The 19,727-nt window shown below is 58.0% G+C and carries 19 protein-coding genes and 3 pseudogenes; 10 read left to right on the plus strand and 12 right to left on the minus strand.

Features of this window, described 5'->3' with window-relative positions:
- Window positions 1–65 precede the first annotated feature (65 nt).
- The 3 genes from RVU70_RS01950 to RVU70_RS01960 form a co-directional block, all read right to left on the minus strand.
- Window positions 66–899 carry a molybdenum storage protein subunit alpha gene (locus RVU70_RS01950; protein ID WP_363349413.1) on the minus strand — a complete coding sequence of 278 codons (834 nt, stop codon included), beginning with the start codon at window positions 897–899 and terminating at the stop codon, window positions 66–68.
- 12 nt (window positions 900–911) lie between these two features.
- Window positions 912–1,721, minus strand: coding sequence for a uridine kinase (locus RVU70_RS01955; RefSeq protein WP_363349414.1), 810 nt, complete (start codon window positions 1,719–1,721; stop codon window positions 912–914).
- Window positions 1,722–1,934: 213 nt separating this feature from the next.
- A complete protein-coding gene (locus RVU70_RS01960) occupies window positions 1,935–2,543 on the minus strand; it encodes a DUF1190 domain-containing protein (RefSeq protein ID WP_363349415.1) in 609 nt (202 codons plus the stop codon).
- A gap of 730 nt (window positions 2,544–3,273) precedes the next feature.
- Here RVU70_RS01960 and RVU70_RS01965 point away from each other — a divergent pair.
- Entirely contained in the window at window positions 3,274–3,507 is a 234-nt protein-coding gene (locus RVU70_RS01965) for a DUF2188 domain-containing protein (RefSeq protein ID WP_363349416.1), read from the plus strand.
- 32 nt (window positions 3,508–3,539) lie between these two features.
- Window positions 3,540–3,746 (plus strand): hypothetical protein, encoded by a 207-nt coding sequence (locus tag RVU70_RS01970; protein WP_363349417.1) that lies wholly within the window; start codon window positions 3,540–3,542, stop codon window positions 3,744–3,746.
- Window positions 3,747–3,856: 110 nt separating this feature from the next.
- Here RVU70_RS01970 and RVU70_RS01975 read toward each other — a convergent pair whose 3' ends face one another.
- Window positions 3,857–4,045 (minus strand): DNA-binding protein, encoded by a 189-nt coding sequence (locus RVU70_RS01975; protein WP_363349418.1) that lies wholly within the window; start codon window positions 4,043–4,045, stop codon window positions 3,857–3,859.
- Here RVU70_RS01975 and RVU70_RS01980 point away from each other — a divergent pair.
- Window positions 4,044–4,757, plus strand: a complete 714-nt coding sequence (locus tag RVU70_RS01980; protein ID WP_363349419.1) for a DUF3800 domain-containing protein — start codon at window positions 4,044–4,046, stop codon at window positions 4,755–4,757. The genes RVU70_RS01975 and RVU70_RS01980 overlap by 2 nt on opposite strands.
- A 124-nt stretch (window positions 4,758–4,881) precedes the next feature.
- Here RVU70_RS01980 and RVU70_RS01985 read toward each other — a convergent pair whose 3' ends face one another.
- The 3 genes from RVU70_RS01985 to RVU70_RS01995 all read right to left on the minus strand — a co-directional run bounded on the left by RVU70_RS01985 (window position 4,882) and on the right by RVU70_RS01995 (window position 7,672).
- Window positions 4,882–5,862: an IS1595 family transposase gene (locus RVU70_RS01985; protein WP_363349420.1), complete on the minus strand. Its 981-nt coding sequence runs from the start codon at window positions 5,860–5,862 to the stop codon at window positions 4,882–4,884.
- Window positions 5,863–5,908: 46 nt separating this feature from the next.
- A complete protein-coding gene (locus RVU70_RS01990; protein WP_363349421.1) occupies window positions 5,909–6,397 on the minus strand; it encodes a hypothetical protein in 489 nt (162 codons plus the stop codon).
- A gap of 300 nt (window positions 6,398–6,697) precedes the next feature.
- Window positions 6,698–7,672 (minus strand): NAD-dependent epimerase/dehydratase family protein, encoded by a 975-nt coding sequence (locus RVU70_RS01995; protein ID WP_363349422.1) that lies wholly within the window; start codon window positions 7,670–7,672, stop codon window positions 6,698–6,700.
- Between the two features lie 639 nt (window positions 7,673–8,311).
- On the opposite strand from RVU70_RS01995, the gene tnpB reads away from it, so the two are divergent.
- Window positions 8,312–8,656 (plus strand): IS66 family insertion sequence element accessory protein TnpB, encoded by a 345-nt coding sequence (tnpB, locus tag RVU70_RS02000; RefSeq protein ID WP_363349423.1) that lies wholly within the window; start codon window positions 8,312–8,314, stop codon window positions 8,654–8,656.
- A 72-nt stretch (window positions 8,657–8,728) separates the two neighbouring features.
- A pseudogene (tnpC, locus tag RVU70_RS02005) lies at window positions 8,729–10,294 on the plus strand (IS66 family transposase).
- Window positions 10,295–10,318: 24 nt separating this feature from the next.
- Here the strand turns inward: tnpC and RVU70_RS02010 are convergent.
- Together RVU70_RS02010 and RVU70_RS02015 are read right to left on the minus strand one after the other, a co-directional pair.
- Window positions 10,319–10,680: pseudogene (locus RVU70_RS02010) on the minus strand (transposase); the annotation flags it as partial.
- 104 nt (window positions 10,681–10,784) lie between these two features.
- Window positions 10,785–12,365: a hypothetical protein gene (locus RVU70_RS02015; RefSeq protein ID WP_363349424.1), complete on the minus strand. Its 1,581-nt coding sequence runs from the start codon at window positions 12,363–12,365 to the stop codon at window positions 10,785–10,787.
- A gap of 226 nt (window positions 12,366–12,591) precedes the next feature.
- On the opposite strand from RVU70_RS02015, the gene RVU70_RS02020 reads away from it, so the two are divergent.
- Genes RVU70_RS02020 through RVU70_RS02040 form a run of 5 tightly spaced genes read left to right on the plus strand, consistent with a single transcriptional unit; the run spans window position 12,592 to window position 17,941 of the window.
- The gene (locus RVU70_RS02020) at window positions 12,592–14,067 is read left to right on the plus strand and encodes a UbiA family prenyltransferase (RefSeq protein ID WP_363349425.1); all 1,476 of its coding nucleotides are present in this window, start codon (window positions 12,592–12,594) and stop codon (window positions 14,065–14,067) included.
- A gap of 13 nt (window positions 14,068–14,080) precedes the next feature.
- Window positions 14,081–15,406 carry an FAD-binding oxidoreductase gene (locus RVU70_RS02025; protein ID WP_363349426.1) on the plus strand — a complete coding sequence of 442 codons (1,326 nt, stop codon included), beginning with the start codon at window positions 14,081–14,083 and terminating at the stop codon, window positions 15,404–15,406.
- Entirely contained in the window at window positions 15,403–16,152 is a 750-nt protein-coding gene (locus tag RVU70_RS02030) for an SDR family NAD(P)-dependent oxidoreductase (RefSeq protein ID WP_363349427.1), read from the plus strand. The genes RVU70_RS02025 and RVU70_RS02030 overlap by 4 nt, the downstream gene beginning before the upstream one ends.
- A gap of 11 nt (window positions 16,153–16,163) precedes the next feature.
- Entirely contained in the window at window positions 16,164–16,610 is a 447-nt protein-coding gene (locus RVU70_RS02035; protein WP_363349428.1) for a GtrA family protein, read from the plus strand.
- A 47-nt stretch (window positions 16,611–16,657) separates the two neighbouring features.
- Window positions 16,658–17,941 carry an NAD(P)/FAD-dependent oxidoreductase gene (locus RVU70_RS02040; RefSeq protein ID WP_363349429.1) on the plus strand — a complete coding sequence of 428 codons (1,284 nt, stop codon included), beginning with the start codon at window positions 16,658–16,660 and terminating at the stop codon, window positions 17,939–17,941.
- Between the two features lie 577 nt (window positions 17,942–18,518).
- Here RVU70_RS02040 and RVU70_RS02045 read toward each other — a convergent pair.
- The 3 genes and pseudogenes from RVU70_RS02045 to RVU70_RS02055 all read right to left on the minus strand — a co-directional run bounded on the left by RVU70_RS02045 (window position 18,519) and on the right by RVU70_RS02055 (window position 19,717).
- Entirely contained in the window at window positions 18,519–19,304 is a 786-nt protein-coding gene (locus RVU70_RS02045; RefSeq protein WP_363349430.1) for a transposase, read from the minus strand.
- Window positions 19,305–19,353: 49 nt separating this feature from the next.
- A pseudogene (locus RVU70_RS02050) lies at window positions 19,354–19,575 on the minus strand (hypothetical protein); the annotation flags it as partial.
- Window positions 19,511–19,717 carry a hypothetical protein gene (locus RVU70_RS02055; protein ID WP_363349431.1) on the minus strand — a complete coding sequence of 69 codons (207 nt, stop codon included), beginning with the start codon at window positions 19,715–19,717 and terminating at the stop codon, window positions 19,511–19,513. The pseudogene RVU70_RS02050 and the gene RVU70_RS02055, both read right to left, overlap by 65 nt.
- Between the last annotated feature and the right edge of the window lie 10 nt (window positions 19,718–19,727).

A 19,727-nucleotide genomic window follows, 5' to 3' on the forward strand; every position in this document is an offset into this window, starting at 1 on the left:
CTTCGCTTACACGCCTGTCGCCGCGCGACACGGGCTCTCCGCCGATCCACCTCTTGTGGATCGCCCTATGCCTTCGCCGCGCCGGTGTGAATGATCGTTCCCACATGCTCGCCCCGCAAAGCGGCTGTGAGCCGGCCGGGCGCGAGGCCGTTGACGATCTGCACATGCTCGAGGTGGCGGGCCGTGGCCATCACATCGAGAAGCGCGCGGTCGAAAGGCAGAGAGCCCTCGACCTTCGCGAGATCGGCGGCGCTCGTCTCGCGCAGGAGCTGCGCCTGCTGACCCTCGGGGCCTTTCGGATCGGCCGTATACACCCCGTCCACATCTTCCACGATCGTCAGACCGGCCGCGCCGAGCGCGTCCGCCACGAGAAAGGCGCCCGTGTCGGCCCGGTGTGGCGGAATGCGGGACGTCGGGAACTCATGGTGGTGATAGGGCGGGAAAGCGCTCCCCACCACCGCGCGGGCGGCGGAGAGATGGATCGCGAGCTGGCTCGCGATCGTCGGATGCTCGACATAGGAGACGCCCTCGGGGGCGAGCAGCGAGGCGAGGATGTGGCCGTTCTGGCCTGCTTCGCTCGCGGCGAGCGGCGCAAGCGATCCCACGGGCAGGCCGAGGTCGAGACCGACGCCGTAGAGATGGCGCGCGCGCACGCCTGCGCCGGTCAATATGAGCATGCGATGCTCGGGCAGGAGTTTACGCAGCTCCTCCACGACGGGAAGGATCGCCTCCGCGCCGCGATCCATGATGGACCGGCCGCCGATCTTGACGACATGAAGCCAAGGAAGCAGCCGGATCGGACGCCGGCCGGCGACCGGACGGGTGAGGTCGCTGTCGAGAAGGGTCTGGCGCGCGAGCGGCGAGGCGACATGCTTGATGCTGTTAACCGTGTCGGTCATGGCCGTCTTTCTTCAGCTCGCGGTGATGATGGTGCCAACATGTTCGCCGGCGAGCGCGCGGGTCAGATTGCCCGGAACCAGGCCGTTCACGACCTGCACCTCGCGAACGTGGCGCGCCGCCTTCAAGAGGTCGAGCACGGGGAATTCGAGAATCGAATCGTGCAGGCCCTGCGCCTTCATCTCGTCGACCGAAATTCTTGCAATGAATTTGGCGTCCTTTGCAGTTTTCGGATTCGCCGTATAGAGCCCGTCCTCATCCTTCACAAAGATCATGGCCTTGCAGCCGAACTGCTCGGCAAGCAGAAAGCATCCGGCGTCGGTGCGGTAAGGGGGAATGACGCCCTCGGCGGCAGGACGCATCCAGAGATTATACGGCGGCATGCCGCTGAAGACGACGGCGTTGACCTCGGCGAGATAGAGCGGCACTGCAGACATCCCGGCGCCGTTGACCGCCGAGACCCCGTGCTTTGCGAGGAGTTGACCGAGCATCGCGGCGTTCTGATCGGCGACGGAGGCTCCGAGTTGCGACAGGACGCCCGCCGGCAGGCCGAGCCCCGCCGCAATCGAATAGAGATGCCGAGCTCTTGTGCCGGCGCCGGTTCCGATGAGCAGCTTATGCGCTTTGCGCGCAGCGACGATCTCGTCGACGAGAGGGTAGAGGGCGGCGCGGCCACGATCGATGACGCTCTGCCCGCCGATCTTGATTACTGTCGCGTCCGGCAAAATACGGAAATCGGCGGCGGCTTCAGCCGCGGCCAAGAGCTGCGGATCGGTCAGCGATCGCTGCATGAGGAGCGCTTCGAGCTCCGCCGTCGTGGACATGAGACGCCTTTCGTTCGTCGCCAATCGCCCAAGCGCCGAACTGGGAGAAGTTTTTCCGACGCTGTCCAGGGCGTTGGCCCCTTGCAATGCCTTGGGTAAAGGCGGAGGCGCGCCTCTGCAATATGCGAAAATCGCGTGTTGTTTATGGGATTGGCCAGGCGATTGCGGAATTTTCGCGCGGTCCGAATCGTTAATTGTTGAACAATGCGCGTTTCACCGCTTCGGCGCCGGATAACAGGCCGTCGAAGCGTCTTTTCCATCGGGCTCGATGACCGAAGAACAATCGAAATTCGGATCCATCGGCGGGCGCGGCGGAAGAGCTCCCCCAGGCCCGCCGCCTCCCCTTTCCAGGGCGCCGCCGAAGGGAGCCGCATATCGAACTTGCGCGGCGCGATAGTCGATGTGCAGGTCGCGGCTTAATGCGCTTCTCGCGCCGAACCTGACGATGTTGCCGGCGATGAGCGGCGAAACGGTGATGCTCTGATTGGATCGGACCTCCACGGCAAAACCCGTTTGTCTGGGATGAAAATAAATCCCGCTTTTCTTGCCTGCCCAGCCGGCGGCGCCGCTTATGCCGACGCTGCACCCCTGCCGAAACATCCTTTCGCATTCGGGACGCGAGGAAAAGCGCGGCGCCTTCTCGCGAAACTCAGCTTCGGCGTTGAGCGCCGCATTGCTGCAAATCATCTCGCTGACTTTCCCACTCGCGCGGCAGCCGGCTTCGGAACCGAATATATGCGTTCCAGGCTGGTTGCTTTGCGCTGCCGCTGACGTCGCCGGCGGGTCAAGGAATAAAGCAATCAGGATCAAAGAACGTCGCATATCCAGCTCCTTGGTCTTCTGAAATTATTTCTTGCTCAAGGCGGCGACCCCTGCTGCTGCGGTCAAGAGACGTCGCTGGGCGTCGGCGCATGTAAGCCCCGACGCCGTCTGCTTTTCATTTCTTACCATGAAGATTGGAGAAACTTAGACCGGCGCATGGAGGCGCTAGCGTTACGATGCGTCGTTGCTTTGCGCCGGCCGGGCTGTGCTGGTGGAGCCTGCGCTTGATCTCCGCCACCCTGCGGCGAGAGAAAGCGACCGAGAGACCGCAACGATCCGAGTCGCGCTTACCGGCTTTTCCATTATGCTCGCGGTCGCGGCGGCGGCCATGCGCTTATTATAAGGGGCGGATGAGCCCAACGGCCGTCGCCGGCTGGGCTCCCGCAGTGGCGCCGTCGACCGCGCTTGGCGCAAAGCTGGGTTATTCGGCATCGACATTCGCGCAAGATTGGCGCTATTGCGCCTTATCGCGCATGCCTTTGACCTGACGCGCCGCCCTCAATTGGCTTCCGCCAGAATAGCGCGCGCTAGGCTTTCTTTGGTGATTATGTAGTTTACAAACCATTGGAGAATCGGATAGCATTCCTTCTGGATCGATGGTTATGCAGTTTTCGCACGGCACTGTCCGGTCATGGCATTGTCCATGTGCGCAGTAAGTGACTAGAGACCTGCGCTTGGGAAGTAGCTCAGGAGGTAGAGTCACGCCGTTATTTCCATTCAGGAGGTTGCTATGGCTAGAGCGCAATATTTCGTCGTCCATCACGATGGCCAGTGGAAGATCAGATATGATGGGACTCACTATGGGCCATACGCGTCGCAAGCCCTCGCCATACAACAGGCCATCAACTCAGCCCATGAAGCTGGCAGACTTGGACATGACGCACAGGTTCTTGTCCAAGGTCAGAACAATCAGTTCCGCACAGAATGGACATACGGCCACGATCCATACCCGCCGAAAGGCTGACCAGCAAACCATTCTACTAAGGAGATTTTACCATGGCCGACGCCGCGCCTGTTGCCCACATCGGGGAGAATTCGCCTGAGCAGGTCGCTTACAAACTGTTCCAGACAATTGCAGCATACGAGGCTTGCAAAACACGCGAAGCTATTCTTGACCTGTATTCTGAGTGCCTGCTCGCTGTCCGTAACCCGGCCGGTCGGCTGAAAGGAAATCATGATAATCTTGCGCCGCCGCGACGATAGTAGATGCGCCAACACCCTTATCATGTGATTGGACAGCTAGCTTAAGTGCTTCAACTCTAAGCTCATCATCAGTCATATATGCGGCTCTCATTTGCGACCGCTGGCGAGGCTCAGCGGTCGTCTTTGCTCTGGGTTGGTTGGCTTTTCGCAGCACCTTCCTCGCTGTCTTTCGGTGGCTTATGCTTAGCAACCTTCTTTAGCGCCTCGTCAAAGCGCTCTTCGGATTCGTCGCAGCCGATGGCACGGGCCGCGTCGACAAAGGCATCTGATTGCTTCTTTTCTTTAGGAGTTTTCGTCATGAGTTATATCGCTTTCATTGACGAGTCCGGCGATCATGGCCTTGAAGTCATAGACCCATCGTCTCCCGTTTTTGTCCTTGGATGCGCTCTTTACCAAACTGACGACTATCTCGGCAAAGAGACGCCATTGATGACGAAGCTGAAAATTGAGAGATGGGGCCACGAAGGCGTAGTCTTCCACTCATATGAAATCAGAAAGAAACGCGGGCAATTCTCATTCTGCGCCGACTCATCGGAAGCTAAGAAGCTACACCAAGAAATAGGCGACTTTTTTAAAAAGTCATCAGCTACCCTTATCGCCGCCGCGATAGACAAGGAAAGACACAAGAAACAATACTCTTCCCCTGAAGACCCTTATTTCCTTTCAATGCAGTTCGTTCTTGAACGCATCCACAAAGCTACTTACGGCCGCGTTCACCTTGTATTCGAATCGAGAGGGGTAAAAGAGAATGCAATTGTCTCGAATTGGACAAACGAGATTTGCGGCGGACGCAACTACAGGTCAAAAAAATTCGATTTCACCCACTGTTTTTCCGAGAAAAAGTTCAACGTTACAGGGCTTCAAGTCGCTGACCTTGCCAGCTACCCCATATCGCACTTCGTTCGGAATAGGGAGACGAAACGGCCAGACTGGGTGGCAGTTAAGCCCCGGTTAAGGCAATCAATGGACGGCCAAATCATAGGCTATGGCCTAAAGATTTTCCCTTCATAAAGCAGAAGGGGCATCCAGAAATGGATGCCCCTCGCCGACCGACATAACGCCAATCCATTTGGGAAAAGAATATGGCGCGGGTAGCATTTTGTCAAGTAGAATCAGCGGCTTGCTAAGCCACTGATCAGAATCTTCTTTCGTTTTGTTCCGCCGCCTCGTCAGGCCAGCGATAAGTCAGACGCTTACCAACAATGCCTCGCAACGCGAGACTAGCCCGCTGCTGATCCTCACAACCCCGCGCAGAGCGGTTGTTGTAGCGAAAATCAAACTCCGCCAGATAGCGGTGAAGGTGTTTTTCGCCGCAGTGCTGGTAGACGCCCTTCATGCCGCGCTTGAAGATTGAGAAATAGCCCTCAATCGTGTTCGTGTGGATGGCGCTCTCACCTTCGTAGCGAACGTATTCTTCGGCGCTGTGACGCACGGTCGAATGTTCAGCGAACGATTTGCCAACCTCAGGATATAGGCGGCTTTCGTCCGTGTAGAGCTTCGTTTCGCGGTCGATGTTCTCACCGACAATCTTGGCGACCTCTTTCTTGTTCACCTTGTCGACGTGGAACGAACGAACCGAGCCACCGCGCTCGACAAGGGCCACAACCGCACGCTTGCCAGCCGGGCCGCGCTTGCCGCCCTTGGCGAACGGGCGGCCACTCGTGGTTGCTCCCGGCTGGTCTGCCGTCTTGCCGAAATATGTTTCGTCGGCCTCGACAACGCCGCCCGCGCCACCCATCGGGGCAAGCGTGCCGTCTCGCATAGCCTCGCGGATGCGATGCGCCAGAAACCACGCCGTCTTATACTGAACCTCAAGAACGCGGTGCAGCTGATGCGCGCTGATGCCCTTCTTCGAGGAAGTCATCAAGTAGACAGCCTGAAGCATCTTGTTCAACGGGATATGCGCGGATTCGAAAACCGTGCCGACCTTCACCGTGAACTGCTTGCGGCAATCAGAACATTTGCGCAGGCCCATGCGCGTCTTGTGCAGGTCGTAATGCTTTCCAGAGACCGAGCCGCAATGCGGGCAGACCGGGCCTTCCGGCCACAGAACGCTTTCAAGATGAGCGAAAGCAGCGGCTTCGTCGTGGAAATAAGGCTTCGAAAGCACAGACATAGGTATAGCTCCTTGACTCTGAAGCTACTACCCGCTTGGTGGTTTGTCAACTACATAATCGCCCTTTCTTTCCTAACTCGCGCAGTTTCTGGACCGCCGCGGCCGCGGCGATCGCCGCCATCGGGCGACGCGCGATATGTGCGGCGGCGATGCGCGCGACAAGCGCCCCGAACAACACCCCCGCCGTCAAGCCGCTCGCGCTCGCCAGCGCATCGCTCAAACTCGGCGTGCGCCCCGGCGACAACTGCTGGGCGACTTCGAGGACGCCGCTCGCCACCGCAAGGCACGACCATCCGAGAAGGCGCTGGCGAAGCGACGACGCCGCCAGCGGCAGAAAAAATCCAGCGCCGGCATAGGCGATGAAATGCTCGAATTCTTTCGGCATGCCGGTCTCGGGCCGCTCGGCGTAGGGCACGAGCGACAGAACGACGATGGCGACGACGCACGCGGCGACCGCCAGGCGCGCCGGACGCGAGATCTTATCGCTTTGCAAAAGACCGGCGGGCTCTTCAGACGCGCCTTGGATATCAGCCATTTGGATCGAAACGTTAACGGTCGCCAATGCGGCTTTCAACCGTAGCATCCTGCGCCAGCGATGCAAAATCCCGCGCTCCGGCGTCGCCGCGCGTGACGCGTGCGAAAGCTGAAAGGGCGCAACGAAATCGGCCTAGGCGTCCCCGCAGGAGGAAATGGCGATTCTTCGGATTATGAGTCAGATAATGAGGCTTTGTCGCGCATCCGCACACGGCGCCGCGCCCATCTGCGTCGCGGCCGCCGGCACGAGACGACGCCGACAGGGATTGATAAAAACTCCTGTCGGCGGCGTTTACTGTGTTTAAGCCGGACTATTTTTGCGCACGCGCTGCTCGATCCATCGATAGGTGACCTCGAGCCCTTTACGCAGCGGCTGCGACGGCGCCCAGCCGAGTTTTTCCTTCACGAGCCGATTGTCGGAATTGCGTCCCCGCACCCCGAGCGGACCGGGCACATGCTTCTTTCCGACGCGCTTGCCGGCGATATCGGCGACAATGTCGACGAGCTGGTTGATCGACACCATCTCTTCGGAGCCGATATTCACCGGTCCCTCGAAATCCGGCGACCGCGCAATGCGCAACGTTCCCTCGAGACATTCGTCGATGTAGAGGAACGAGCGCGTTTGCTTGCCGTCTCCCCAGATCTCGATCTCGTCGCCGTCCATGGCGCGCGCGACTTTGCGGCAGATCGCCGCAGGAGATTTTTCCTTTCCGCCGTCCCAGGTGCCCTCGGGGCCGAAAATATTGTGGTAGCGCGCGACCCTGTTGCGCATGCCGTAGTTGCGGTTATAGGCGAGATAGAGACGTTCGCTGAACAGTTTTTCCCAGCCATATTCGCTGTCCGGCGCGGCCGGGTAAGCCGAAGCTTCAGCGCAGTTCGGATTGTCGGGATCTTCTTGATTATAGGCCGGATAGATGCAGGCGGAGGACGAGTAAAACACATTCTTGATGTTTCGCTTCATGCACACGTCCAGCATGTTGAGATTGATTGTTGCTGAATTGTGCATGACGTCGGCGTCATGATCGCCGGTGAAAATATAGCCGGCGCCGCCCATGTCGGCGGCGAGCTGGTAGACCTCGTCGAAATAGCCGTCGACGACGTCGCGGCAAAAATCCTGGTCCCTCAAGTCGCCGATAAGAAAATCATCCGCGCAGGTTTCGGCGTGTTCATGAAATTTAAGGTCGACGCCGCGGACCCAAAAACCTTCACTTTTTAAGCGCTTGACCAGATGACCGCCAATAAAGCCGCCTGCCCCACAAACAAGAGCCTTGCGCATAATCCGTCCTTCCGAATTTGCTTCGTCCTGCCCCTTCCCCAGATGCGTCCGGCGACATGCGGGGGAGAGACGCAAATACGTCGGATTTTGGGCGAATGCAATAGACGAGGCCCGTGTTGAACAAGTCAAGCATTAGGGGCATTCCAGTAAGTCATTGGCTCTTTCAAAACGCTCTGTGGAGGACCGTCGCCGCGCCGCTTAGACCTTCGGCGCGCGCATCTCCTCAGAAAACCAGCAGTAGAGCTAAAGCCCACCACTTCTTTCCCGCTCGTCGTTCACGCATTCGAGATCCGCGTTCTTCTCTTTACGGAAGGCTCAACCGGCAAGGGTCGATAACGCAGTTTGTCGCGCCTCGACGTCGCGCCGCCGGGTCGGCTTTTCCATTGACTGAATGATCAGCATCGAAAGCAAGCAGACCCGTCTGGCAGGCGCGAGAGAATAATAGCGGCTCCGGCGCGCTGCTCGTAAACTGGCTTCGTTTCGCCAAACGCCAGGTACTAGGCTTATTCCTAATAAGGCTGCAGCAGCCAATCGGCTAGCTGTTCGCGCCAACATCGGCCGGGGGGCGTCATCCTGCGCATCGGCCCCTGTGTGCCCACAAAACGGGTGGTCGAGCTCATTTCGCGCGGCACGCCTGGCATGATCCCTCCACATGCTCGTATTGTTCTGGCGACGACACCGGTCGATTTTCGCAAAGGCCCGGACGGGCTGGCGTCGCTCGTGCGCGACGCTGGCGGCGATCCCTTCGGGGGCGCCCTTTACGTCTTTCGAGCCAAGCGCGCCGATCGCGTGAAGATTATCTGGTGGGACGGCACGAGCCTGTGCCTGTTCGCCAAGCGACTGGAGACAGATCGTTTCTGCTGGCCGAAGCTCATGTCGGGAACGATCCATATGTCCGTTTCCCAGCTTACGGCCCTCGTCGAGGGCATGGATTGGACACGGCTTCGCAGCGCCCCCCAAACAAGGCCGACGAGCGTCGGCTGAAGATGCGGCATAGTGATTCAGGGAGAAGAAAGGGGCGCCACAAGTCGCCGGTTTTATGCTTGTCTTTAGAGCATGGACGGCGACCTGCACGACCTCCCGGACGACCCCGCGGCGCTGAAGGCGATGATCGCCGACATGCGGCTTTCGCACGTCTCTCCAGGCGGAAGTCGTGGCGCTGAAAGCGGCGGGCGCCGAGGCGCAGGCGCGGATCGAACGTCTGCATCTTCTGTTGAAAACCATTCAACGCGCGACCTACGGGCGCAGCTCCGAGAAGCTCGACGACAGCCAATACGCCTTCTCCTTCGAAGAAGTGCAGACGGGGCTTGGCGCGGTCGAGGCCAAACTGGAAAGCCTTCGGCCAAAAGCGGCTCATAAATCCGGCGGCCGTCGTCCGCTACCGGGGCATCTGGAGCGGATAGAAGAAGTCATCGAGCCGGATCCGCTGACGTGCGCCTGCGGCGCTTGTGCGCGGGTAAAGATCGGGGAGGACGTCACCGAACGCCTCGACGTCACCGCGCCAAAGTTCCGCGTGATCGTCACGCGCCGCCCCCGATACGCCTGCACGGCATGCCGCGAGAGCATCATCGAGGCGCCGGCTCCCGCCCGCCTAATCGAGGGTGGCATCGCCACGGAGCGGCTTCTCGCCGCCATTGCCGTCTCCAAATACGCCGATGGATTGCCGCTCTACCGCCAGGAGACAATCTTTGCGCGCGAGAGAGTCGAACTCGGGCGTAATCTCATGGCCGGCTGGATGGGGCATGTCGGCTTCCATCTCGAGCCGCTGGCCGAACGCCTCTTTGAGGTTGTCAGGGCTGCTGACAGAATCTTCGCCGACGAGACAACCTTGCCGGTGCTTGCGCCCGGACGGGGCCGAACGCGGACTGGCTATTTGTGGACCTATCTGCGAGACGACCGGCCCTGGGGCGGCGCCGGGCCGCCGATCGTCGTCTACCGCTTTGAGGACAGCCGCGGTGCGGAGCGCCTCGAACGGCATCTGGCAGGCTGGCGCGGCATCCTTCAATGCGACGGCTATGCGGCCTATCGCCGACTTGCGGAGCCCGACCGGCCCGGGGGACCGGTGACGCTTGCCTGCTGCTGGTCGCATCTGCGCCGGGAGTTTTACAAACTCCATATCGCGGGGGTCTCGCAGACGGCGACCTGGACAGTCGAGCGCATGGCGGACCTATGGGCGGTCGAGGAGCAGATCAGAGGTTGCGATCCGCAAACCCGTCGTGACGTTCGCCGCCATTCCTCAACGCCGATTGTTGACGAGCTTCAGACTCAATGGGAAGCCGAGCTGGCGCGGATCTCCGGAAAATCCAAACTTGCGGAGCCGATCCGATACGGCCTGACTCGGACGGAGTTCCGATGCTTTCTTGATGACGGCCGCGTCGAGCTCGACAACAATAGCGTGGAGCGCGCAATCCGCCCGCAGACCATCACGCGTAAAAATGTGCTGTTCGCGGGTCAGAGGCGGGCGGCGACACCTGGGCGACAATCGCATCGCTCCTGGCAACCGCGCGTCTCAACGACGTCGATCCCAACGCATGGCTGACGCAGACGCTCGAGCGAATCGCCGCCGGTTGGCCCAACAAAGACATCGACGCACTCATGCCCTGGAACTTCGCAAGCCCCTGACGCCAAGCGTTGGACGCTTACCTCGGGAGCGCCCCAAACATCGATTATCGCTTGCAGCTTTCGCGCCCTTATTGCCGTCGCGCCTTGCTGATGCACGCGGACAACGGAGCTGTCGATTATCTGCACATCGCCCTCATGCGCCTTGACGATCGCGTCCATCAGACGATCCCAGACGCCGGCCATTCGTCAGCGGTTGAACCGATTGTAGACCGTCGTGCGTGGACCATAGCGCTCTGGCAAGCCACCCCACGGCGCGCCGAGCGCAACAACCAGAAAATGCCGTTGAGAACACGCCGGTCATCAACCTGCGGGACGCCACGGGGCTTGTTGGGGAGGTGCGGCTCGTTCGCCTTCCACTCGAAATCGGTCAGCTCATAATGGGCCATGGCAAAGCTCCTTCGAGGAGCTTGAATCACGCCACTGACGATTCGGGAATCCCGACCGCGCCGTTTATGAGTTTACGTCCTAGTATAAATGCAGACAGGTAGGTTTAGTTCGAACTCTCTTTGCGCACTTCAAACAGATTGAATAGCGTCGCTTTCTTCCTGAGCTCGAACGACCACCCCTCGCTAGCGAGCTGTTCATGAACCCACGCACCCGATGCGTCACAAAACAACAAAAATTTTCGATGATCTCTAAGGAATTGGTCATAATCCGCTACGTTCGTCCGGAACCAGGGACCGACAAGGCGATACATGCCTTTTTCCACGCTTGTAACGCCAAGCCAGCGGCTCGCGTATTCGCGATTGCTGAGATAGACGAGACGGTCCTTGATGGGCGCTTGGGCATAATGGCTAAGCTCGAGAAACTTATGCGTTTCACAGGACACAATAGGTATTGATGCGTCCGTGTCGGACTGGAGGATATCAACCGCAGCAGCAAGCTCGTTACGCTTAGCTTTAGCTTCCTTGAGGATTTGCCAGCCGGCTAACGCAAGGAATACAGCGACGCTCATGGCGCTGGCTTTGGCGAAGGAGCCGTTCCTACCAAACGGCAAAAAACATATCGAGAGGATGGTCGCCGTGATGATGCTTACGCCGAATATCATCTGGATGAAATAGCGATCGACAAACGCGCCCTTCACAACGTAGGTGACAATCAGGCCCAAGAATGGCAGAAGCGACGCTCCTATTGCAATAGCCCATTCTGCAGGAGGAAGTGGGTTTGCGGGCCGTATTTCTTCGCTATAGGGCTCCCTGAGCCAGCCCCTGATCGCTAACGGGACCAGCCAGCTCATAGCAAGTATGGGCGCGCTCCACGCGCTGATGTAAGCAACCCTTACGACATAAGCGGCGTCGGCCAAGGATCCTCGCGAGGCCCAAAAGGTTCCAACATTTTCCTTCGCGCTTATGAACAACAAGGGGAGATTCAGGCCCAAGGAGGCTAGGGGCGCGAGAAAAAGCACCGCGATCACTGCTAGGTCGAAGGCGTGCGAGGAACGTTCGCGCAAAGCTTCGCCTAGAACGAGGATCGGAAGGATCAGGACGCCAAAGTAGTGAATCCCTGGCAACACAAAAAGCGAGACCGTCAATAAAAAAAGAGCAGGGCGACGCCACTTTGAGTCTCCAGCCGCTTGCCATGCGCAAAGGGCAAGACCTGTGAAGCCAACTAAAAGTCCGTAGGGCCGTCCCTCACTAAGGTATGAAGCAAATCCAGTCGCCGCCGGCAACATGGCTCCAATGGCTGCGTAGGAGGGACCAATTCGGCGACGAAGGACAAAGAAAATCGACGACAGTCCGACCAGAAATCCGAGGAATGACGGCAATCGTACAGTCACCTCACTGGCGCCGAACCAATGTAAGACATTCCACATAATGATGTAGTAGAAATACGGCATCTGCTCGCCACCCGTGGCAAGAGCCTGCCAGACCTCCGAGAGCGATGCCAAGGAGCCGATGTAATATGTGAATAGTTCGTCGTTCCATAAAGGACGTATCGACAAAGATGAAAACGTGAAGGCAAGGAACGGCAAAAGTCCTATCGTCAAGAAAATCGAGCCAAACCGAGCGAGACTTGCGTCCGCCATTCTTATCAAGAACTCAATACGAGTCTGTTTTGGCAGGAAATTCACGATCTTTCCTTTTATATCGACCTGCCCACACCGGTTCAGATGAAACGATCCGGATCCCGCTGCTTGGGCTGTGGCTTTATTTATTAGCGACCACACGCTGGCGATACAAGCGCCAATGAGCCTTTATCTTGGCTATATATTTGGGATTTAGGGACTTTGATCTTAATTGTGCCTCTGATACAGCTCAATTTAAATCGACTTCCGCATGTCAATAGGCCCCAACTACATGACCTTTTCAGTCCATGGTTCCGATGTTCGTCGAGCGGTTGATAGTATACCTCACGATGTCTCCATCCCCTTGGTGTTAGACATTGAAACGCTGTTCGCAACGGCGATCCACCACGAGTCGATTTTATTCTTTTTGAAGCGCCACCCCGCTTGGAGGCTTCCTTATTGGCTCCTCAGGAACCGAAGGACGCTGAAGCAATCGATCTCCTCTGCGCTCTCGGATGACGAGGCGACAAGTCTGCCTATCAACGAAGATCTGGTCGCGCTGGCGGCGGAGGAAGCCAGTCGAGGGCGCGAGGTCGTTATCGTCACAAGCTCGAATGTCCCATTAAATTCAAAATTGCAGAAGCAGTTCGTTTTTGTTAGTAATGTGCTCGTTTTGGCGGACAGCGGGAACAGTCTCGATCGATCCGCCAAGGCAAAGGAAATTGCAAGGCGCTTCCCTGAGGGGTTTATCTATGCGGGTAATTCCGCGTCCGATCTCGATGTCTGGACCGTCGCCTCGGCCGCGATTCTGACGAGGCGATCGACGACGTTGCAGAAGCAGATCAGCGAACGCACCGAACTCTTCGCTACAGTGCCTGCTAAGCGGCTTGGTTTGAACTCTTTACGTCGCGGACTGCGAGTTCATCAATGGGCCAAAAACGCTTTGATATTTGTGCCCCTCATCTTGGGAGGCAAGGTAGCGGACGCATCAGCGTGGTTATACGCACTGGGATGCTTTTTGGCCATCAGCCTCCTGGCGTCCTCCACCTACGTCCTCAACGATCTGCTGGATCTCGCTGACGATCGAAAGCATTGGTCCAAGAGGCACAGGCCTCTTGCCAACGGCGAACTCCCTATCGCGACAGGGGTGGGTCTGATGGCTGGCGGAGCGGTTCTGGCTTTTTCGATCGGCCTTGCAATTGGACAATCCTGCGCGCTGATGCTCCTGGTGTACCTTTGCATTAGCCTGTTGTATTCGTGGCGGCTCAAACGCGAGCCGTTGATAGATGTCTTCGTTCTCGCCGCGTTGTTTTCATTGCGCCTCGGTTTGGGCATGGTCGTGGCTGATGTGCCTTTTTCGATGTGGCTGCTGGTCTTCTCGATGTTCCTGTTCTTTTCCCTTTCGACTGCTAAGCGGCAAACGGAAATCGCGCGCATGGTTGAACATGGGCATCGAAAGACGCCGGGGAGGGGGTACTACGCGAGTGACGGTCCCCTTCTTCTCGCGCTCGGCGTCGGCGCGATGATCGCCACAGTTCTTATCATGGTAATCTATCTCGTCGAGGATGCCTTTCCCGTTGGTTACTATAAAAATCCGAATTTTCTCTGGGGTTTCCCCGTGATCATCTTCCTTTGGCTGGGGAGGATTTGGCTGCTTGCTCACCGGGGGGAGCTCCAAGATGACCCGGTCGCATTTGCGCTCAAGGACCGTGTCAGCCTAATTTATGGGGCGATGATGGTTCTGATTTTTGCCGCAGCGGTGGCGTAGAAGAGATAAGATTGTGAGCTCTCCTCCCCTCATCGATCGTGACGATTATTGCTCGTGGGGTAGAGTTGTCCGCCGGAGGCAGCGTGTCGTTCGTCCGCATTTTTTTTCTGAATTGCCCGGCCTCGTCGGCCTTCCTTCGTCCAAGCTTGCGATTGGGCGACGGCGATCATACGGTGACTCTTGTCTCAATAGCGATGGCTCGCTCATCGATATGTGCGGTCTTGATCGCTTCATTTCTTTCGATGCCAAAAAGGGCGTTCTGCGGGCCGAAGCGGGGGTAGTCCTTTCCGATATTCTCCACCTTACCGTGCCGAGCGGCTGGTTTTTGCCCACGACGCCCGGGACGCGCTTCGTTACGCTTGGCGGCGCTGTCGCCAATGACGTGCATGGCAAAAACCACCATAGCGCAGGCTCAATCGGCCGCCATGTGCGGGCGATAGGTCTGCTTCGGAGCGACCGGGGGAGATTGACGGTTACGCCGGCGTCGGAGGTTGCGCTGTACTCGGCGACAATCGGTGGGCTCGGCCTGACCGGAGTCATCGAATGGGTCGAGCTCGATCTTGCCAGAATAGCCGCCGCCCACGTTGACGTTGAGTGCCTGCCTTTTGAAAATCTGGAAGAGTTTTGGGCGCTCTCCGCGGAAAGCGTCGGGAATTTCGAACATACGGTCGCGTGGATCGATTGCGTTTCAAAGGGCTCGAAGATCGGTCGAGGAATTTTCACGCGGGGCAATTGGTCGACAACCGGCTCGCTCATCCCTCATAAGGACGAAACTTGGAAGACCGTACCTATAGAAGCGCCGTCTTCCTTGCTGAACACTCGCTCGATCGGTGCATTCAACGAGGTCTATTACCATCTGCAAAAACGAAAGAGGAAGTCTCGGCTCCATTACGCCCCGTTCTTTTATCCGCTAGACTCTGTCTTGCATTGGAATCGGCTATATGGCCGCAGCGGCATGCTGCAATATCAATGCGTCATCCCCAAAGGGGAAGCTCGTCGGGCGATCCCGCATATGCTGAGCGAAATTACCAGGAGCGGGGGCGCCTCTTTCCTTGCTGTCCTGAAAACTTTCGGGGCGCTCGCCTCCCCAGGGCTCCTGTCCTTTCCTCGGGAAGGCGCTACCCTGGCGATCGACTTTCCCAACCGTGGGCGAGATACTCTCGAGGCGCTCGCCCGTCTTGACCAGATCGTACAGGAGTTCCATGGCGCACTCTACCCGGCTAAGGACGGGCGCATGCCGGCGCGATTATTTCGTCAGTCCTTCCCCGGGTGGGAAGAATTCAGCAAGGCCACAGATCCTGCCATGAGTTCAGATTTCTGGCGACGAGTAGCTTCATGACCGTGAGAGCGAGAAATATCATTGTCCTCGGTGCCACGTCTGCGATCGCAGAAGCCACGGCTCGCATTTGGGCGGCAGCCGGCGCGAACTTCGTGCTGGTCGGGCGGGACCCGGCGCGTCTTCAAGCGATCGCTCAAGATTTGAGCGTCAGGGGAGCTAAGAGTACGTCGATCGTGAGCATTGATTGCGTCCGGGCCAATGCGAGGGACGAGCTTCAAAAAATGGTCAAGACGCTCGGCCGACTTGACCTCTTGCTCTTGGCCTATGGCGCTCTCGGAGATAAGGAGATACTGGAACAAGACCAGAAGGCCATTGAGCGCTTAGTCGCCACGAATTTTACGAGTTCCATCGCCTGGTCGCTTGCAGCCAGCCGTATTTTGGAGCAGCAGCGTTCCGGAACGCTCATTGTCTTGGGGTCTGTAGCTGGCGATCGCGGGCGTCAATCAAACTTCGTCTATGGCGCGACAAAAGCCGGTCTCGCATGCCTCGTTGAGGGAATTGCTCACAAATTGGCGCCAACGGGCGCTCGCGCCGTGGTAGTGAAGCCGGGTTTAGTGGATACACCCATGACCGAGGCATTTCAAAAAAAAGGTTTCCTCTGGTCTCGTCCGGAGGATGTCGCCCGGATCATCGCAAGGAGCGCCGAGCGTGGAGGCCCGATCGTATACGCTCCTTCATTTTGGGGGTGGATTATGTTGATTATACGCCTTGCCCCAACCTGGATCTTCAACCGGCTCAGAATATGATTGGGTGCGCAGTGCCTTTCAAAAAAGTCATCCGGGACCTTGCAGGCGAACGGTCGCAGTTCGTCAAGTTCGTCGCGGCTGCTGGCCTGTCTGTTCCCGTCAATCTTGCGTCGCGCGCGTTATTTTCTTTGGTAACTTACTTTGAGGCGGCGGTTGCTTTGTCGCATTTGTGTGGGATGACGACCGCCTACACGCTGACGAAACTTTTCGTGTTTGAACCGACGGGAAGACCCGTTGCCTCCGAGTTTACGCGTTTTGCGATCGTAAACGCCGCGTCGCTCGTTCAAACGTGGATCGTAGCCGTTGGCCTCGTGAGGCTCGTCTGGCCGTTTTTCGACGTAACGTTCTATCCGGAACTGACGGCGCATTTTATCGGCCTATCAAGTTCCGCTGTGACGTCGTATTTCGGACACAAGAAACTCTCCTTTGCCCGCACGGGGACGATCGCGGAGCGTTAGCAGTCGTAGCTGGCGGATATGTCCATCTTCTGTCCTGTAGGTCTCGAATGTCTAAAGTAATTATTATTGGAGCCGGCGCGATGGGCTTGGCGGCTGCCTATCAGGCGGCGACGGAAGGCCATAGCGTCGAGGTTCTGGAAGCAGCGCCCGAGCCGGGCGGAATGGCGGCTCATTTCGACCTGAGCGGTCTTTCGATTGAGCGCTTCTATCATTTTGTGTGTAAGTCCGACGCGCCGACTTTCCAGCTCATGGAAGAGCTTGGAATCGGAGATAAAATTCGGTGGAAGCGCACGACCATGGGGTATTTTACGGGGGGGCGTCTGCACCCCTGGGGCGATCCATTGTCCTTGCTGAAATTTCCTGAGGTCAGCTTGATTTCTCGATTGAGATACGCGTTGTTCGCATTTGTCTCGATCCGCAGAAGGAATTGGCCGGCACTCGAAAACGAGCCGGCCCGAACCTGGATCGAAGGCTGGTGTGGATCCGATGTTTATGATCGACTATGGCGACCGCTATTCCACTACAAATTCTACCGATACGCCGATGACATTTCCGCAGCATGGATATGGACAAGAATCAAACGGCTGGGAAAGTCGCGGAAGTCAATCTTTAGTGAGCAGCTCGGGCATATAGAAGGTGGTAGCCAGACTCTGGTGAATGCGCTGCGGCAAGGAATAGAAGCTCTCGGCGGTGAGATAAAATGTTCCTGCCCTGCAGAAAGGGTGATGACAGAAGCAGGCCGAGTGGTCGGCGTGAGGACGCCGCATGGAACGCTCCGAGCCGACGCGGTTATTTGCACCGCGCCCATACCTTTGGTTCCAGATCTCGTCCCTGACCTTCCCGAAGACTTGCTCGCGCGCTACCGCAGCATCGAGAACATCGGCGTTTGCTGCCTTGTTTTCCTGCTCAATCGCTCAGTGACGCCTCACTTCTGGGTTAACGTTTCGGAACCGGGAATAGAGATCCCAGGATTCGTCGAGTTCTCGAACCTGAGAGACCTGGAAAACACTGTCATTTATATTCCGTATTATATGCCTACAGATCACCCCAAGTTTAGCTGGTCAGACGATGAGCTCCTCGGCGAAGCCCTCTCATACCTGCAGCGCGTAAATCCTGAAATACAGCGCGAAGATGTTTGCGCCTCGCATGTCGGCCGATTACGTTACGCTCAGCCTGTTTGCACGACAGGGTTTGCAGCGCGTATCCCGCCTGTCCGGACGCCGATCGACGGGCTGCAAATCGCTGACACCTGCTTCTATTACCCGGAAGATCGGGGCTTGTCCGAGAGCATCAGACTCGGAAGAGCGATGGGACAGAACATATCGCCTTAGCGGGCTGTCAGGGGCCATCTTTGCTTGAGAATTTCCGATTCCGAATCGAAAAAGCCATCAAACGTGAGAACACGCTTGGTCGATATTCTCACCTTTAATGGGGTCTTCCTCAATTCCTGTTGCAGTGATTGCTACACAGGAAGCAGGCGGGCCCGGAGGAGCTCTGGCCCTGCTCGTCCATACATCGTTCGTTTGAGTGCCTTCAGGCGATTGATCTGTCCTTCTGTCTGGTCGTTGCTCCACGGCTCAGTGATCGCATTTCTCACCGCGTCGATGTCTCTCTGCGCCCGTGCGAGCGAAACGTTGCATCGCGTACAAGCCCGATTTCTGGGCGTCTCTCAACCAGGCGCCAAGCTTGCTGGCGCTCTTGCTTTTGAGGAGGCCCCTGAAGCGCATAGCGAGCCGACGATTGTCGCGAACTCTGGCCAGTCCTCTTTCATAGACTCGACTTTTGCAGCTTGATTAACGGTCAACAGCCCACGCGGCTTGATGCAGAGCGCGACGGAGACGATCGGTGAGATCGAACGTCCAGTCGCGGGATCGACGGGTCGCGGATTCGAAACAGTCGATGTGGTCGTTACAGTCCTGGATCTCGGATTGCGCCACTTCGCCAGCAGCCGTTCGAGATTTGAGAAACTGCCTGTGTAACCGCGTGCTCTGATCTCCTGGAACAGGCGCCGGCCGCGCACGCAACATTCCGACAGATATTCTTCGAAATGCCGCGGAGACGTTGTCTTCGGGGTCGAAGCGCTCCGTTGAGGAAGTGCTTCGGCTCGGATCCATTTGGCGACCGTGCGGCGATCGAAACCGTCTGGCGCGCGATCTCCATCACATTTCTCCCCTCCTTGTAGAGCGCGCGAACCCGCCCGAAAACCGCTTGCCTTGAACGCTCATTCGCTACTCTGGTGCGGCGGCGGTGCTCAGCGCCGCCGTGCTTGTCTCTCACGCTGGCGACCTCCTCGCCGTCTGCCGGCAACAATGGACGTGCGGAAAACCCTGATGCGCGGCCGAGTTGCGCCTGAACGGCCTCCCGCAGGTTCTGCAGGATATGAAAACGGTCGGCTATTTGCCGTGCCTGCGGCGCGCCTTCGTCGGCCCCTTGGGCAAATGAACCGCAGCGATCGCGACTGACAATCTCGACGCCAGGATGCCGCTTGAGCCAATCCGCGGGCATGCCTGCGGCGCGTTCGGGAAATAGATCGAGCACCTCCCGTCGCTCCAGGTCCACGATGATGGTCCCGTAAGTCGAGCCTTTGCGCCAAGCCCAGTCGTCGACGCCTACGACGCGCGCCGTCTCCTCTGAGCCGCGCGCCTTTACTCGTCGTTTGAGACAGCGCAGTGTCGTGTCGTCGCTGGTAGGCATCCCAAAGCGAATATCCAAAGATCCGCATGGCCGCCGGATTCATTGACACGATGGCGCCTGACTCATCGGTGGTGATGACGCCGTCGCAGACGCCTTCGAGGGTGGCGCGCAGGCGAGCTTCACTCTCTTTCAGACCTTGCTCGATCCGCTCGCGGGAGAAACTCTTGGACGCCCGCCAACGGCCATCTTCCTTGGCGAGGGCGAAATCATGCGTTGCGATGACGTCGAAGATTTCGCTCATGCTCCACTTCTGCAGCGAATAGGCGCACATCGCGAGAAATCCGCTTATATCCGACGATGCGGTCGATCGCCGCCTCATAGCGCACGAAAGACTCCCAATCGTCCCGCGCCAGCGAAAAGGTGCTGCCGCTGATGCGGAGGCCGTCATAACCACGTTCAAGGGCGGCGACCAACTTGCCCGCA

Origin of the sequence: Methylocystis echinoides (assembly GCF_040687965.1) — a bacterium.
GTDB classification, from domain to species: domain Bacteria; phylum Pseudomonadota; class Alphaproteobacteria; order Rhizobiales; family Beijerinckiaceae; genus Methylocystis; species Methylocystis echinoides_A.

Coding starts and splice junctions, on each gene's coding strand:
- RVU70_RS01960 (WP_363349415.1), bottom strand. CDS start 2,543: ATGCGACGTTCTTTGATCCTGATTGCTTTATTCCTTGACCCGCCGGCG.
- RVU70_RS02030 (WP_363349427.1), top strand. CDS start 15,403: ATGACCGTGAGAGCGAGAAATATCATTGTCCTCGGTGCCACGTCTGCG.
- tnpB (WP_363349423.1), top strand. CDS start 8,312: ATGATCCCTCCACATGCTCGTATTGTTCTGGCGACGACACCGGTCGAT.
- RVU70_RS01975 (WP_363349418.1), bottom strand. CDS start 4,045: ATGACGAAAACTCCTAAAGAAAAGAAGCAATCAGATGCCTTTGTCGAC.
- RVU70_RS01955 (WP_363349414.1), bottom strand. CDS start 1,721: ATGTCCACGACGGCGGAGCTCGAAGCGCTCCTCATGCAGCGATCGCTG.
- RVU70_RS01980 (WP_363349419.1), top strand. CDS start 4,044: ATGAGTTATATCGCTTTCATTGACGAGTCCGGCGATCATGGCCTTGAA.
- RVU70_RS01965 (WP_363349416.1), top strand. CDS start 3,274: ATGGCTAGAGCGCAATATTTCGTCGTCCATCACGATGGCCAGTGGAAG.
- RVU70_RS01950 (WP_363349413.1), bottom strand. CDS start 899: ATGACCGACACGGTTAACAGCATCAAGCATGTCGCCTCGCCGCTCGCG.
- RVU70_RS01995 (WP_363349422.1), bottom strand. CDS start 7,672: ATGCGCAAGGCTCTTGTTTGTGGGGCAGGCGGCTTTATTGGCGGTCAT.
- RVU70_RS01985 (WP_363349420.1), bottom strand. CDS start 5,862: ATGTCTGTGCTTTCGAAGCCTTATTTCCACGACGAAGCCGCTGCTTTC.
- RVU70_RS02020 (WP_363349425.1), top strand. CDS start 12,592: ATGACCTTTTCAGTCCATGGTTCCGATGTTCGTCGAGCGGTTGATAGT.
- RVU70_RS02040 (WP_363349429.1), top strand. CDS start 16,658: ATGTCTAAAGTAATTATTATTGGAGCCGGCGCGATGGGCTTGGCGGCT.
- RVU70_RS02045 (WP_363349430.1), bottom strand. CDS start 19,304: ATGCCTACCAGCGACGACACGACACTGCGCTGTCTCAAACGACGAGTA.
- RVU70_RS01990 (WP_363349421.1), bottom strand. CDS start 6,397: ATGGCTGATATCCAAGGCGCGTCTGAAGAGCCCGCCGGTCTTTTGCAA.
- RVU70_RS01970 (WP_363349417.1), top strand. CDS start 3,540: ATGGCCGACGCCGCGCCTGTTGCCCACATCGGGGAGAATTCGCCTGAG.